The 12733-nt window shown below is 61.0% G+C and carries 12 protein-coding genes; 9 read left to right on the top strand and 3 right to left on the bottom strand.

The window, feature by feature from the left end:
• Positions 1 to 271: 271 nt before the first annotated feature.
• The 4 genes from ACFKSJ_RS02900 (at position 272) to ACFKSJ_RS02885 (ending at position 3941) form a co-directional block, all read left to right on the top strand.
• Positions 272 to 1009, top strand: a complete 738-nt coding sequence (locus ACFKSJ_RS02900) for a HesA/MoeB/ThiF family protein (RefSeq protein ID WP_440950773.1) — start codon at positions 272 to 274, stop codon at positions 1007 to 1009.
• A gap of 5 nt (positions 1010 to 1014) precedes the next feature.
• Positions 1015 to 1296, top strand: a complete 282-nt coding sequence (locus ACFKSJ_RS02895; protein WP_440950772.1) for a ubiquitin-like small modifier protein 1 — start codon at positions 1015 to 1017, stop codon at positions 1294 to 1296.
• A 5-nt stretch (positions 1297 to 1301) separates the two neighbouring features.
• Positions 1302 to 1742, top strand: a complete 441-nt coding sequence (locus tag ACFKSJ_RS02890; RefSeq protein ID WP_440950771.1) for a molybdenum cofactor biosynthesis protein MoaE — start codon at positions 1302 to 1304, stop codon at positions 1740 to 1742.
• Between the two features lie 357 nt (positions 1743 to 2099).
• Complete coding sequence (locus tag ACFKSJ_RS02885) at positions 2100 to 3941, top strand: diadenylate cyclase (RefSeq protein WP_440950770.1); 1842 nt, start codon at positions 2100 to 2102, stop codon at positions 3939 to 3941.
• Positions 3942 to 3992: 51 nt separating this feature from the next.
• On the opposite strand, the gene ACFKSJ_RS02880 is transcribed toward ACFKSJ_RS02885, so the two are convergent.
• Positions 3993 to 4247, bottom strand: coding sequence for a hypothetical protein (locus tag ACFKSJ_RS02880; protein ID WP_440950769.1), 255 nt, complete (start codon positions 4245 to 4247; stop codon positions 3993 to 3995).
• 181 nt (positions 4248 to 4428) lie between these two features.
• Here ACFKSJ_RS02880 and acs point away from each other — a divergent pair, with 181 nt between their 5' ends.
• Both acs and ACFKSJ_RS02870 read left to right on the top strand, forming a co-directional pair.
• Entirely contained in the window at positions 4429 to 6324 is a 1896-nt protein-coding gene (gene acs, locus ACFKSJ_RS02875) for an acetate--CoA ligase (protein ID WP_440950768.1), read from the top strand.
• Positions 6325 to 6366: 42 nt separating this feature from the next.
• Positions 6367 to 6927, top strand: coding sequence for a TATA-box-binding protein (locus ACFKSJ_RS02870; RefSeq protein WP_440950767.1), 561 nt, complete (start codon positions 6367 to 6369; stop codon positions 6925 to 6927).
• A gap of 131 nt (positions 6928 to 7058) precedes the next feature.
• Here the strand turns inward: ACFKSJ_RS02870 and ACFKSJ_RS02865 are convergent, their stop codons facing one another.
• Both ACFKSJ_RS02865 and ACFKSJ_RS02860 read right to left on the bottom strand, forming a co-directional pair.
• A complete protein-coding gene (locus ACFKSJ_RS02865; protein WP_440950766.1) occupies positions 7059 to 7520 on the bottom strand; it encodes a YbhB/YbcL family Raf kinase inhibitor-like protein in 462 nt (153 codons plus the stop codon).
• Positions 7521 to 7568: 48 nt separating this feature from the next.
• The gene (locus tag ACFKSJ_RS02860; protein ID WP_440950765.1) at positions 7569 to 8027 is read right to left on the bottom strand and encodes a YbhB/YbcL family Raf kinase inhibitor-like protein; all 459 of its coding nucleotides are present in this window, start codon (positions 8025 to 8027) and stop codon (positions 7569 to 7571) included.
• A gap of 106 nt (positions 8028 to 8133) precedes the next feature.
• Between ACFKSJ_RS02860 and ACFKSJ_RS02855 the strand changes: the two genes are divergently transcribed.
• The 3 genes from ACFKSJ_RS02855 to ACFKSJ_RS02845 all read left to right on the top strand — a co-directional run bounded on the left by ACFKSJ_RS02855 (position 8134) and on the right by ACFKSJ_RS02845 (position 12625).
• The gene (locus ACFKSJ_RS02855; RefSeq protein WP_440950764.1) at positions 8134 to 9216 is read left to right on the top strand and encodes a TIGR04013 family B12-binding domain/radical SAM domain-containing protein; all 1083 of its coding nucleotides are present in this window, start codon (positions 8134 to 8136) and stop codon (positions 9214 to 9216) included.
• Positions 9217 to 9247: 31 nt separating this feature from the next.
• Positions 9248 to 9889: a metallophosphoesterase family protein gene (locus tag ACFKSJ_RS02850; protein WP_440950763.1), complete on the top strand. Its 642-nt coding sequence runs from the start codon at positions 9248 to 9250 to the stop codon at positions 9887 to 9889.
• Positions 9890 to 10087: 198 nt separating this feature from the next.
• A complete protein-coding gene (locus ACFKSJ_RS02845) occupies positions 10088 to 12625 on the top strand; it encodes a cation-translocating P-type ATPase (RefSeq protein ID WP_440950762.1) in 2538 nt (845 codons plus the stop codon).
• Positions 12626 to 12733 lie beyond the last annotated feature (108 nt).

Here is a 12733-nt window from a genome sequence, read left to right as displayed (position 1 = left end):
TTTGCCGGAACAAGAACTCTTTATGGATTGAAATGTTCATATCTGCATGAAAGGCAACAGTGATCTCTGTGGTCCTTCGCACTACGAAAGAAGTACCGTCAGTAATTGAAACCAATCGTATTCTTTCGAGTAGCGAATGAAAGAGGGCGTTACAGTAGATTCCCATAGGCCCATCCCGGGCTCTCTTTCCGGTATCGATCTGACCCCAGGTGAGGATCAAGAGCATGCACATGGATATAGCAGTATTCACAACATTAATTGGGAGGCAGCAGTGACGCTCAGCGCAGATGAACGATCCCGGTACGGCCGGCAGATACTGATCTTTGACGAAGAGGGGCAGGAACGTCTGAAGCAGGCGACGATCGTGATCGCCGGCGCCGGGGGGCTCGGCTCGCCGGTGGCAGTGTACTGTGCGGCTGCAGGCGTCGGCAGGATCGTGCTGATCGACAAGGACGTGGTCGACCTGTCCAATCTGAACAGGCAGATCCTCCATGCGACCCCCGACATCGGGAGGCAAAAGGTCGTCTCTGCAGAGGAGAAACTGCAGGCCCTGAACCCCGCCATCGAGATTGTGCCGATCCATGAGACGATCGATGCCGAAAACATCGGGGACCTGGTCGGGGATGCCGACGGGATCGTCGACGCGATGGACAACTACCCGATCCGGTTCCTGCTGAACCGGACGGCCCACGAAAAAGGGATACCCCTCTTTCACGGTGCGGTCAGGGGGTTCCACGGCCAGGCGACCACGATCGTACCCGGGGAGACCCCGTGCCTCTCCTGCATCTTCCCCCATGCCCCCCCGGCCGAGGTCTTTCCCATCGTCGGGGTGACCGCGGGGATCATCGGGATGATCCAGGCCGGCGAGGTGATCAAGCACCTGACCGGAACCGGAGCCCTGCTCGCCGGGAAGCTTCTGCTCTGGGACGGTCTCAACAGCCGGACAGAGGAGATCTCAGTCTCGGCAAACCCACACTGCCCGGTCTGCGGATCGCCGCAGAAGGAGTAACCAGGATGACAGCGATAACCATCAGATTCTTCGCGCAGTTTCGAGAACTGCTCGGCGAACGGATACAGCTCGTGGTTCCGGAAGCGACCACGATCACAGAAGCGGTGCAGATCGTCTGCAGGGAACGGAAGGAAGCGGCAGACGCCCTCTTCGGAGAGGACGGGGCCTTTCGGGAGTATGTGATCCTGATGCAGAACGGCACCCGTGTGAACCGGACTGAGGCCGGCTCGACCGTTGTCGCGGACGGGGACGAACTGGCGGTCTTCCCGCCGGTTGCCGGAGGATAGACGAGATGACCGCAGTGGATCGAATCAGGATTGCAATTCAGCATGAGGATTTCGACATCGGTCAGCTGATCGAAGAGGCCAGGGAACGGAGCAGCGGCGCGATCGTTACCTTCAACGGTATCGTCAGGGACGACGGGATCGAGGTGATGGAACTGGAGGCCTACGAGGAGGTCGCCGCCAGGGAACTGCGCCAGATCGCCGAGAAGGCCGTCGGCCAGTACAATCTCCATGCCGTAACGGTCATCCATCGGGTCGGACCCCTGAAGGTCGGCGAGAACATCGTGGCCATCGTCGTCGGCGCCGGCCACCGGCGTGAAGCGTTTCTCGGGTGCGAGGAGATCCTCGAATGGCTCAAGGCGGAGGTGCCGATCTGGAAGAAGGAGCACCGGGACGATGGCGCCACCTGGGTGAAGGGCGAGTCCCCTGAGGCGAAGCATCTCCGGTAATACGTCACCCTCATTCGCGGAGGTCGGAGGATGGGGTCGAGGATCCCTGTCCAGGCCCGGTTTCGGCAGGGATCGATCCCGCTGTATCCCTACCGGACCCTGCCGGGTGTAACCGGGATATACTTTTTCGGTTTTTTTGTGCATTCCAGCCGTTATTGAGGTTCAATCAGGTCAGGACCAATCGGATGGAACCTGATCGGCAGGATTCCCTGAACTCCGGGCATCTCATATTTTAATATGCATTATTACCATAACAGTACCAGACGATACATGGGGAACTGTTTGTATGACCCAGGGAGACAGAGATCTCGCCATGTACAGATTATCATCTGTACCATGCTCTGTCTTCTCATCTCAATGGCAATCCCTTCTCTGGCTTCAGCTGAGCCGCTGCTGCCCAATGAGACAACGCAGACGGTGGTTCCGAGCACTCCCACCACCCTTCCGACCGTGATCCCGCCGGATACCACGGTCACGCCTGACACCACGCAGATTCAGACGGTCACTCCCACACCGACGTCCATTCCGACCGTGGTAACCACGGTCACCACCTTCACCACCATCCCGACGACCCCGGTCACGACCCTGCCGGTCACCACCATAGCGACCACGCCGATCACGACCCTGCCGGTCACCACCATCCCGACGATCGTGACCCAACCGACGACCACCATCACCTCCTCATCCCATACGCCCCCGTCCCTGCTGATCAATCCGCCGACGATCAACCAGTTGAAGATCACCGTCGACGGGACATCGACGCCCGGGGAGTTCGGCCAGACGATCACCAGGATATCATGGAACTGGGGGGACGGCAGGATCGAGGACCAGCAGTTCCCTGCCTCGCACACCTATGCCCGGGCGGGCAGGTACGTGGTCACGGCCACCAGTTACCAGAGCGACGGGACCTTCAACACCAGGAACTTTGAAGCTGAACTGTCCCCTCCTTCGGTCACCACGACGGTGATCACGACCACCATGCCCCTCCCAGGCGCGCCCCGCCTGGTCCTGATGACCCCTGAGATCAACAACAGCACGGTCGTCGTGAACGGTATCCCCCAGGTGGGAAGCCCGTCGATGAGTATTGTGAAGTTGCAGGTGGACTGGGGCGACCAGAAGAAGGAGGATTATGCGGCCTTCCCGTTCCAGCACACCTACACCAGCCCCGGTCAGTACCAGATCTGGGTCACCGGTGTCCAGAGCGACGGGCAGTCGACCATCCAGAACCTGACGGTTGAGATCGGTTCCCTGGCTCCCGGCACGCTTCCAACGCCGGTGACGTCCATACCCGGGCCGTTCTGGACCCGGTCCGGTGTCATCCCCGGCCTGCTGGTCGTGCTGATCGCTGCCATCGTCGGCGGCGGGGCGCTGCTCTGGCGGAGGCGCGATATGGGGTCCGTGGTGATCCCGACATCAGAACCGCTCGAAGAGGCGGTGGCAGCCTATACCCGGGCCCGCGAGCATGGCGACCTGGTGCAGGCCCGGAAGAACGCCCTCGAGTGCGCCCAGCTGCTGGTGATCCTCGCTGAGGCGGAACCCCAGTACAGTGCGGCGTACCTTGAGAAGGCGGACGACTGGAAGGCGATCGCCCGTTCCCTGACCCAGCACCTGGAGACCGAGCACGAACACGAGCAGATAGACCAGAGCCCGGTGATCTCCCTTGAGAAGAACGGTTCCCGGGGCACCGCCGAGAAGGGCGAAGAGGTGACCCTCGACCAGATGTCGACAGAGGTGCTCGAGGGGACCGACATCGACCCGACGGTCTTCGGGGCGGTGCTGACGATTGCCCTTGAGATCGCCCGGGAAGGCAGGGAAGGGCAGGCCGTCGGGACTGCGTTCATCGTCGGGGATTCCGAGGAGGTGATGAACGCATCGACCCAGTTCATCCTGAACCCGTTCAAAGGGCATCAGATCGAGGAGCGTCTGATCACAGACCAGAACCTGCATGAGAACATCAAGGAGTTCGCACTCCTCGACGGTGCCTTCATCATTTCGAGCAACGGGGCGGTCGAGGCGGCCGGCCGCTACATCACGGTCGACACCAGCGGAGTCTCCCTACCGGCCGGGCTCGGGTCACGCCATGCCTCGGCAGCAGGGATCACCCGGGTCACCAACTCGGTCGGGGTCGTGGTCTCGCAGAGCGGCGGCCTGATCAAGGTGATCAAGGGCGGAAAGATCCTCTGGACGATCACACCATAACCATTTTTTCTATCTTTCAAAAAAAGTTTAAAGAAATTTCAGGATCTCTCGTCACGTCTTCTGTTCTTCACCGGTCGGGATGGGATCGGTCAGCTTGTGGTACAGTTCCTCACCGACACACTCCTTTGCGTACTTGCACCAGTGGACGCAGGACTCGAGATCATTGTAAACCGGGGTGCCGCAGACTGAACAGTGGACGACGCGATCATTCGAGAAGACCTCGACCTCGGCCCCGCAGTGCGGGCATCGCTTGATCGTCAGGGTCGGGGTTCGAAGGTTGGCAGTTCCAGGGCAGTGGTCAAACATGGCAGGCTCTCTGGTGATTACAGAATAGACACCCGAGGTATTACTCTTTTTGCCGGAGCCGCATGGACCTGGTGCCATCTGCCACACCGTCACCGAACGCTTTTTTGGGCACAAATATCGACAACTGACGAAGACCACAACATTCATTATATATGATCATTATTAATAATGTAGAATAAAGATGCCTGAAGACTTTGATGTAAAACTGGACACCAAGTATCACTTGCCTGATCCAGCGTTTATCCAGAACTCCTCGATAATGGACTACGAGAAGGTCTATCAGGAGTCACTCTCTGATCCGGAGGGCTTCTGGGAGAAGGTTGCAGCAGACCTCCACTGGTACCGGCGATGGGACAAGGTGCTCGAATGGGAGCACCCCTATGCACGCTGGTTCGTCAACGGCAAGACCAACATCACCTACAACTGCCTGGACCGGCATGTCTTCGGCGGCAGGAGAAACAAGGTCGCCCTGATCTGGAAAGGGGAGGGGGACGACGACGAACGGATCTTCACCTACCGCCACCTGTACCATGCGGTGAACAGGTTTGCCAATGGCCTCCGGAAACTCGGCGTCCAGAAGGGCGACCGGGTCTGCATCTACATGCCGATGGTGCCCGAACAGATCATTGCGATGCTCGGGTGCGCACGGATCGGTGCGGTCCATACCGTCGTCTTCGGCGGTTTCGGATCGGCCGCCCTGAACGCCAGGATCGTCGGGGCCGAGGCCAAGATCGTGGTCACTGCCGACTATGCCGTGAGGCGTGGGAAGTCGATCCCGCTCAAGCACCTGATCGAGGAGGCGATCATCAATGCCCCGTCGGTCGAGCATGTGATCGTCCTCCGGCGGAAGCAGGACCAGCCGATCGAGATCCATTCTGAGATGGAGGTCGACTACGACGAGCTGATGGCCAGTGTGGACCGGAAGAGCGAACTTGAGGTGATGGACGCCGAAGACCCGCTCTTTATCCTGTACACCTCCGGTACCACCGGAGCACCGAAAGGGATCGTCCACACCTGCGGCGGGTACATGGTCGGCACCTACTATACGACCAAACATGTCTTCGACATCAAGGAGAACGATGTCTACTGGTGCACGGCCGACCCCGGCTGGATCACCGGCCACTCGTACGTGGTCTACGGACCGCTGATGCAGGGGACCACGGTCGTGATCGCAGAGTGTACGCCGGATTACCCTGACCCGGGGTCCTGGTGGTCGATCATGGAGGAGTACGGGGTCAACATCCTGTATACGGCCCCGACCGCCATCCGGATGTTCATGAAGATGGGCGAGCAGTGGCCGGACCGGTACGATCTCTCGTACCTCCGGGTGCTCGGATCTGTCGGGGAACCCCTGAACCCTGAGGCGTTCGAGTGGTTCTATAAAACGATCGGAAAGGAGAAGTGTCCGATCGTCGACACCTGGTGGCAGACCGAGACCGGGATGCACATGCTGACCACGATGGTCGGTCAGCCGATGCGGCCCGGGTTTGCCGGCAAATCCATACCGGGTGTGGATGTGGACGTGGTCGACAAGGACGGTGAATCGGTGCCGCCCGGAACCGGCGGGTTCCTGGTCGTGAAGAAGCCGTGGCCGGCGATGATGCGGACCGTGGTGAACAACGACGCGATCTACCGGAAGTACTGGACCACCATCAAAGACTACTACACCGCCGGCGACCTGGCCGTGAAGGGCGATGACGGCAATATCATGGTGATCGGCAGGTCCGACGACCTGATCATCGTCTCAGGCCACAACATCGGGACAGCCGAGGTGGAGAGCGCCCTGGTCTCGCACAAGGCGGTGGCCGAGGCAGCCGTGATCGGCAAGCCGGATCCGATGAAGGGGAATATCATCAAGGCCTTCGTGACACTCCGGGTCGGCCACCAGCCGACCGACCGGCTCAGGAACGAGCTGGTCTATCATGTCCGGATCACCCTCGGCCCGATCGCGATGCCTTCAGAGATCGAATTCGTCGACTCCCTGCCAAAGACGCGCTCAGGAAAGATCATGCGCAGGGTCTTGAAGGCCAAGGAGATGGGACTCGATCCCGGGGACACCTCAACCATGGAAGAATAATACCACATTTTTTATATACTGCCCTGTGGCATTTATGTAACCATGGATAAGAGGCCGGAGGATTCACTCAAGATTGAGAACATTGTTGCTTCTGCAAAGGTGACCGATCATCTGGACCTCCCGTTCATCGCCTCCCGGTTGGAGGGTGCGGAGTACGACAAGAAACGTTTCCCTGGTGTCGTGGTCAGAATCAAGGATCCAAAGATTGCAGCCCTGATCTTCAACTCCGGCAAGGTGGTGCTGACCGGGGCCAAGAGCCTCGACATTCTTGACCGGGGGCTTGCCCTGCTCTCTGATATGCTCCGGGGGCTCGGGATTGAGATCGACGGGACGCCCACCTACAAGGTCCAGAACATCGTGACCTCGGCAGACCTGGGGTCGACGATCAATCTGAATAAGATCGCAGTCGGGTTCAACCTCAACAAGATCGAATACGAGCCCGAGCAGTTCCCCGGCCTGGTCTACCGGCTCGATGATCCCAAGGTCGTCCTTCTCCTCTTCGGATCCGGCAAACTGATCATCACCGGCGGAAAATATGCAGAAGACGCAGAGCGGGCCGTGCAGAAGATCATGAGCGATCTGCAGGGTCTCGGGCTGATCTGATCCGCCTGCGGCAGGTCGGACCTGAACGTAACCCTTTTTTTAGTGGTCATCCGGAACCGGATCCCCCAGGTCTCAGTTCCTGACAGGGAGATCGCCGGGACTCCTTCTCTGGGTATAAAAAAAGCGAATGATTACCGGCCGTAGACGACCGATGTCGTGCCGAACTGGATCACATGCCCCTGCATCGCTTCGATCAGGGCGGCCTGCTCGGCACCCGGCGCCAGATCGAGCCTGGTGTCGAGCCCGTAGACCTTGATCTCGTACCGGTGCGCCTGCCCGTTCGGGGGACAGGGGCCGGAATATCCGATCTTCCCCATGACGTTCTTTCCCTGCATGGCGCTGATCGGGAACGAGACGATCAGGTCCTTGGGGATGTCCTCGGGCACGATCGAGACCACCTCCATATTCCACATCAACCAGTGGGGAGCAGTGCCGCCGCCCGGGGCATCGGCGTCGGTCATCATGAGTGCAAAGGATGCGATACCGTTCTCCTCGATTCCATCGATCTCAAGCGCCGGCGAGACGTCTCCACCATCGCAGGTGTACCGGGGTGGCAGGTTCTTTACAGCGATTCGAACCGTCAGTGGTTTCATAGATACCACAGTCGGACCTATTCTATATATAGCCAGCGGGCCGGCAGGTCAGGTCCTGGAGAACATCGCAATGGTGTTCCCGAACTGGACCACATGCCCCTGCATCGCAGCGTTCAGTTCGTGGCTGGTGAACCCTCCCGCGATCTCCAGCCGGCTGTCGAGTCCATAGGCCTTGACGATGATCTGATGGGTCTCCCCCTCCTTGGGACAGGGTCCCCGGTACCCGATCGTCCCGAAGTCGTTCCTCCCCTGAACAGCGGAGAACGGGGTGTCGATCACCTCCTCTTTCGGAATCCTGGGCGGGATCGCGGCGACCGGCGGGATGTTGCAGATCAGCCAGGTGGCGAAGGTGCAGCCCGGTTCAAACGGATCGATGGCCACAACCGCGAGCGTCTTCACCGCCGGGTCGAGGGGGCCCAGGGTGATCCGCGGTGAAACATTCTCTCCATAACAGGTGAAGACTTCGGGCAACTCACCATAATCCAGACGCACAGATAGATCCTTCATGATTTATCACAACAGTACGTTACGATGGCGCTCCTCGGTAATAAATCATGCAGAACCGATCCGGCCATCCCTTTATCCGGTTTTGCGCAGATACTCTGGGGAGAAGATGCAGGTACACTGGCGGCGGATCCATGCGGCACGAAACACCTACGCGATACTGGCGGCGGCCTCTGAACAGGCCGGGTATCCCATGGACCTCGTGGACCGGCCGGTCCCGGATGTGACCTGCTACAGCCTGAACTCCCTCTCTGCGCCGGCCCTGAAAGAGGAGATCCGGACGGCCCCCTGCATCACCATCGCCGGCGGGCCCTATGCGACGGCCTGCTACCAGGAGGTGGCGGCCTGGGCCGACTACGTGGTGGTGGGCGAGGGGGAGCACACCCTGCCGGCCCTCCTCGCGACCATCGAGGAGGGGGACGGAAGGGTCCCGCCGGGGGTCGCGACCGGCGAGGGGTATACCCCGGCGACGTCCAGCGTGGTGCTGGACGCGTACCCGCCGTTCTCGCAGGTGAAGGGATATATCGAGATCAGCCGCGGGTGTCCGCACCGGTGCGGGTACTGCCAGACGCCGCAGATCTTCGGCCACTGCATGCGCCACCGGTCGATCGATGTAATTGCCAGGGCGGCCGAGCGGTGCCGGGACGTCCGGTGCGTCACCCCGAACGCCCTGGCCTATGGATCGGACGGCATCCACCCCCGGCTCGACAAGGTCGAGCACCTGCTCAGGCGGCTCTCGGGAGCGATCTATATCGGGACGTTCCCCAGCGAGGTCAGGCCCGAGTTCATCACGCCCGAGGCTCTCGACCTGATCTGCACCTACTGCAGCAACACCCGCCTCCACTTCGGGGCACAGTCCGGGAGCGACCGGGTGCTGACCGCACTCGGCCGGGGGCATACGGTGGCGGCCGTCGAAGAGGCGGTCGAACTCTGCAGGGAGGCAGGGATCACCCCGGTGGTGGACATGATCGTGGGGCTGCCCTGCGACGACGATGAGAGTGAGCGGGCGACTGGAAAACTGATTCGCTGGGTCGCGGACCGTGGGATCGTCCATGCTCATCAGTTTATGCCACTTCCGGCCACTCGGCTTGCAAATTCGGCTCCGCGCCCGTTGCTGCCCGAGACCGAGCACATCCTCGGTCACCTCTCTTCGACCGGAAAACTGACCGGATCATGGCAGATCCGACATTAAGGTTTTTTACCAATCGGCCAAATGATGTACTATGATGGATGTGCTATTGATAGCAGATCTGCATGGACAATTCGGAAAACTTGAATCCTTTCTCGAAATTGGAGCCGATGCGATGATCATAGCCGGGGACATAACCAACTTTGGACCTCTTGACCCGGTAGATGCCCTGTTCTCTCGAATAGATGTACCCAGCTTTGCCGTTCCTGGCAACTGCGACCCACGGGAGATCATAGATGTGATCGAGCATTCCGATGGAGTCAATCTCCACGGCTCGCGCCTTTCATTAGGAAAGGTGACTCTTGCAGGTATCGGTGGATCCAATCCCACCCCCTTCAGTACACCCTTTGAATTAAAGGAAGAAGAGATCGAACAGATGCTGACCCACGTAGTCTCCACCATGGAGCGGTCCATCCACAATGTTCTGGTCTCCCACGCCCCACCAAAAGGAGTGCTTGACCTTGTCGGCGAAGATAACGTCGGCAGTGAGAGTGTCAGGAACCACATGAAAGACTTCGACCTCGTCTGCTGTGCCCACGTGCACGAGCAGCGGGGTGTCGCAGATGTCGATGGTGTCAAGGTCGTCAATCCTGGACCTGCATCGGACGGCTACTGCGCCCTTATCCACCTCGGCGACGAGGCCAAGGACATCAAGATCGAGCTGCTCCAGGTCTGAAACGACCAGAGGCCGGCGGGGTCTCAACTGAGACCTCCCCACTTTTTTCTTATCATGACCGGATACGGGACGGGCCGGCCGGGCGGATGCGTTCGTCACGCTGACCGTTCTCTCTGTTCCATCGAAACTCCTTTATCCAGACACGGTCATTCTCACCAAAGGGACCATTCGGTCGGCCAGACAGGACGAACGAGGATCATGACCACACTGGATATCGATTCGGTCACCGGCCTCTCCAGCCAGGAGGCCGGCGAGAGATTGCTGGCCGAAGGGTTCAACGAACTCCCGGAGTCGAACAGGAAGAGCGTGCTCTGGATCGTCGTCGGGGTGGTCAGGGAGCCGATCTTTCTCCTCCTGGTCGCCAGCGGTCTGATCTATTTCATGCTCGGGGACCTCTCCGAGGGGATGATGCTGATGAGTTTTGTCGTTCTCATCATCGGCATCACGGTCTACCAGGAGCAGAAGACCGAACATGCGCTGGAGGCCCTTCGGAATCTCTCCTCTCCGCGGGCCCTGGTGATCCGCGACGGCGAACACCGGCGGATCCCCGGGCGCGAGGTCGTGACCAGGGACCTGCTCGTCCTCTCCGAAGGGGACCGCGTCCCTGCGGACGGTATCCTGCTCTCCTCGTCCAACCTGTCGGTCGACGAGTCGCTGCTGACCGGGGAGTCGGTCCCGGTCAGGAAGGTCCCCTGGCAGGGGGAGGAGCAGACCGGCCGGCCGGGCGGTGACGATCAGCCCTTCGTCTACTCGGGGACGCTGGTCGTGCAGGGGCAGGGGCTGGTGGAGGTCCGGGCCACCAGTATCCACACCGAGATGGGGAAGATCGGGAGCGTCCTTTCGACCGTCGAGCGGGGCGAGACCCGGCTGAAGGGTGAGATCACCAGGCTTGTCAGGACGATCGCCCTGGTCGGGCTGCTGCTCTGCGTCATCATCGTGGTGGTGTACACCCTCACCCGGATGAACTGGGTCGAGGGGGTCCTGGCCGGGATCACCCTGGCGATGGCCATCCTCCCGGAGGAGTTCCCGGTGGTCCTGACGGTCTTCCTGGCCCTCGGGGCATGGCGGATCTCGAAGAATCACGTCCTCACCCGCCAGATCCCGGCGATCGAGACCCTCGGTTCGGCGACCGTCCTCTGCGTGGACAAGACCGGGACGCTCACCCAGAACCGGATGTCGGTGCAGAAGTTCTATGGCGGGGGGGAGCTCTGCGACCACGACCCGGGGGCCAACTCGGTCGCCGGCAGCTGCCACGAGGTGGCCGAGTTCAGCATCCTCGCCTGTAAGAAGGACCCCTTCGACCCGATGGAGAAGGCCCTGGTGCAGCTCGCTGACGGGGATTTCGGGGAGACCGAGCATATCCATAAAACCTGGGAACTGGTCCAGGAGTATCCCCTCTCACCCGAGCTCCTGGCGATGTCGAATGTCTGGCGGTCGGTGCAGGGGGATGACTACGTGATCGCCGCGAAAGGTGCGCCCGAGGCGATCGCCGATCTCTGCCACTTCACGCCCGGGCAGGTGCAGGATCTGGCAGCGCCGATCGCTGCGATGGCAGCCGACGGGCTCCGCGTCCTGGGGGTGGCGAAGGCCCGGTTCACCGCCGCCGGTCTGCCCGTCGAACAGCACGATTTCACCTTCGAATTTGTCGGGCTGGTCGGGTTCGCCGACCCGGTCCGCCCCGGGGTGGAGGAGGCGGTCAGGGAGTGCAGCACGGCCGGGATCCGGGTGATCATGATCACCGGGGACTACCCGCTCACGGCCCGGAGTATCGGCACCCACATAGGTCTCGTCGACGCAGACCACTGGATCACCGGCCTCGACCTCGACGGGATGAGCGATGCCGGTCTCTTAGAGCGGATCGGGTCGGTCGCCATCTTCGCCCGGGTCGTCCCTGAGCAGAAACTCAGGATCGTCGACGCCCTCAAGAGGTCGGGGGAGGTGGTGGCGATGACCGGGGACGGGGTGAACGATGCCCCGGCCCTGAAGTCGGCCGACATCGGGATCGCCATGGGCGGCCGGGGGACCGATGTGGCCCGGGAGGCCGCCTCGCTGGTGCTGCTCGACGACAACTTCACCTCCATCGTTTCGGCCGTGCGGCTCGGCAGGCGGATCTTCGACAACCTGAAGAAGGCGATGGCGTACATCCTCTCCATCCACCTCCCGATCGCCGGCCTCTCCCTGGTGCCGGTGCTCTTCAACCTCCCCCTGGTGCTGCTGCCGGTGCACATCGTCTTCCTCGAACTGATCATCGACCCGGCCTGCTCGATCGTCTTCGAGTCCGAGGAGGAGGAGGCGGACGTGATGAGACGCCCGCCGCGGCAGCAGGACGAGGGGCTCTTCACCAGGAAGACCCTGGGCCTCAGCCTCCTCCAGGGCGGGGTGGTGCTCGGGGTGCTGCTGCTGGTCTATGCCGGCGCCCTCGCCCAGGGTTTCTCCGAACCGGCGGTCAGGACCCTGACGTTCACGACCATCGTGATCGCCAACCTCTCCCTGATCCTGACGAACCGGTCCTGGTCGGAGACGATCCTGACCACGCTGCGGTCCCGGAACCGGGCGCTGGTGGTGGTCGTTCTGCTGACGCTCGGTGCCCTGTCTCTGGTCCTCTCCCTCCCGGTGCTGCAGGACCTCTTCCGGTTCCAGCCGGTCTCCCCCTGGTACCTCCTCGCCGCTGTCGGGGCCGGCGTCGGGAGCGTCCTCTGGTTCGAGGTCTACAAACTCTGGAAGAACCGGGAGTGATAGGTCGACCCCTGATGGTGACCGTCTGCCGGGCACCTCACAACTCTTTTTAATCCAGCCTTCGAATGGGATCTGATAAGATCCCGGTGGATCTGAGGGAGAGGGATT

Source organism: Methanosphaerula subterraneus (assembly GCF_052055875.1).
Taxonomy (GTDB): Archaea; Halobacteriota; Methanomicrobia; order Methanomicrobiales; family Methanospirillaceae; genus Methanosphaerula; species Methanosphaerula subterraneus.
The sequence above is the reverse complement of the archived record's forward strand: the minus strand, read 5'-3'. Positions and strand labels throughout refer to the sequence as shown.

Excerpts from the sequence above, each read along its gene's own strand:
- ACFKSJ_RS02890 (WP_440950771.1), top strand. The coding sequence starts at position 1,302 with ATGACCGCAGTGGATCGAATCAGGATTGCAATTCAGCATGAGGATTTC.
- ACFKSJ_RS02845 (WP_440950762.1), top strand. The coding sequence starts at position 10,088 with ATGACCACACTGGATATCGATTCGGTCACCGGCCTCTCCAGCCAGGAG.
- ACFKSJ_RS02870 (WP_440950767.1), top strand. The coding sequence starts at position 6,367 with ATGGATAAGAGGCCGGAGGATTCACTCAAGATTGAGAACATTGTTGCT.
- ACFKSJ_RS02880 (WP_440950769.1), bottom strand. The coding sequence starts at position 4,247 with ATGTTTGACCACTGCCCTGGAACTGCCAACCTTCGAACCCCGACCCTG.
- ACFKSJ_RS02860 (WP_440950765.1), bottom strand. The coding sequence starts at position 8,027 with ATGAAGGATCTATCTGTGCGTCTGGATTATGGTGAGTTGCCCGAAGTC.
- ACFKSJ_RS02895 (WP_440950772.1), top strand. The coding sequence starts at position 1,015 with ATGACAGCGATAACCATCAGATTCTTCGCGCAGTTTCGAGAACTGCTC.
- ACFKSJ_RS02855 (WP_440950764.1), top strand. The coding sequence starts at position 8,134 with ATGCAGGTACACTGGCGGCGGATCCATGCGGCACGAAACACCTACGCG.
- ACFKSJ_RS02865 (WP_440950766.1), bottom strand. The coding sequence starts at position 7,520 with ATGAAACCACTGACGGTTCGAATCGCTGTAAAGAACCTGCCACCCCGG.
- ACFKSJ_RS02850 (WP_440950763.1), top strand. The coding sequence starts at position 9,248 with ATGATGGATGTGCTATTGATAGCAGATCTGCATGGACAATTCGGAAAA.
- acs (WP_440950768.1), top strand. The coding sequence starts at position 4,429 with ATGCCTGAAGACTTTGATGTAAAACTGGACACCAAGTATCACTTGCCT.
- ACFKSJ_RS02885 (WP_440950770.1), top strand. The coding sequence starts at position 2,100 with ATGGCAATCCCTTCTCTGGCTTCAGCTGAGCCGCTGCTGCCCAATGAG.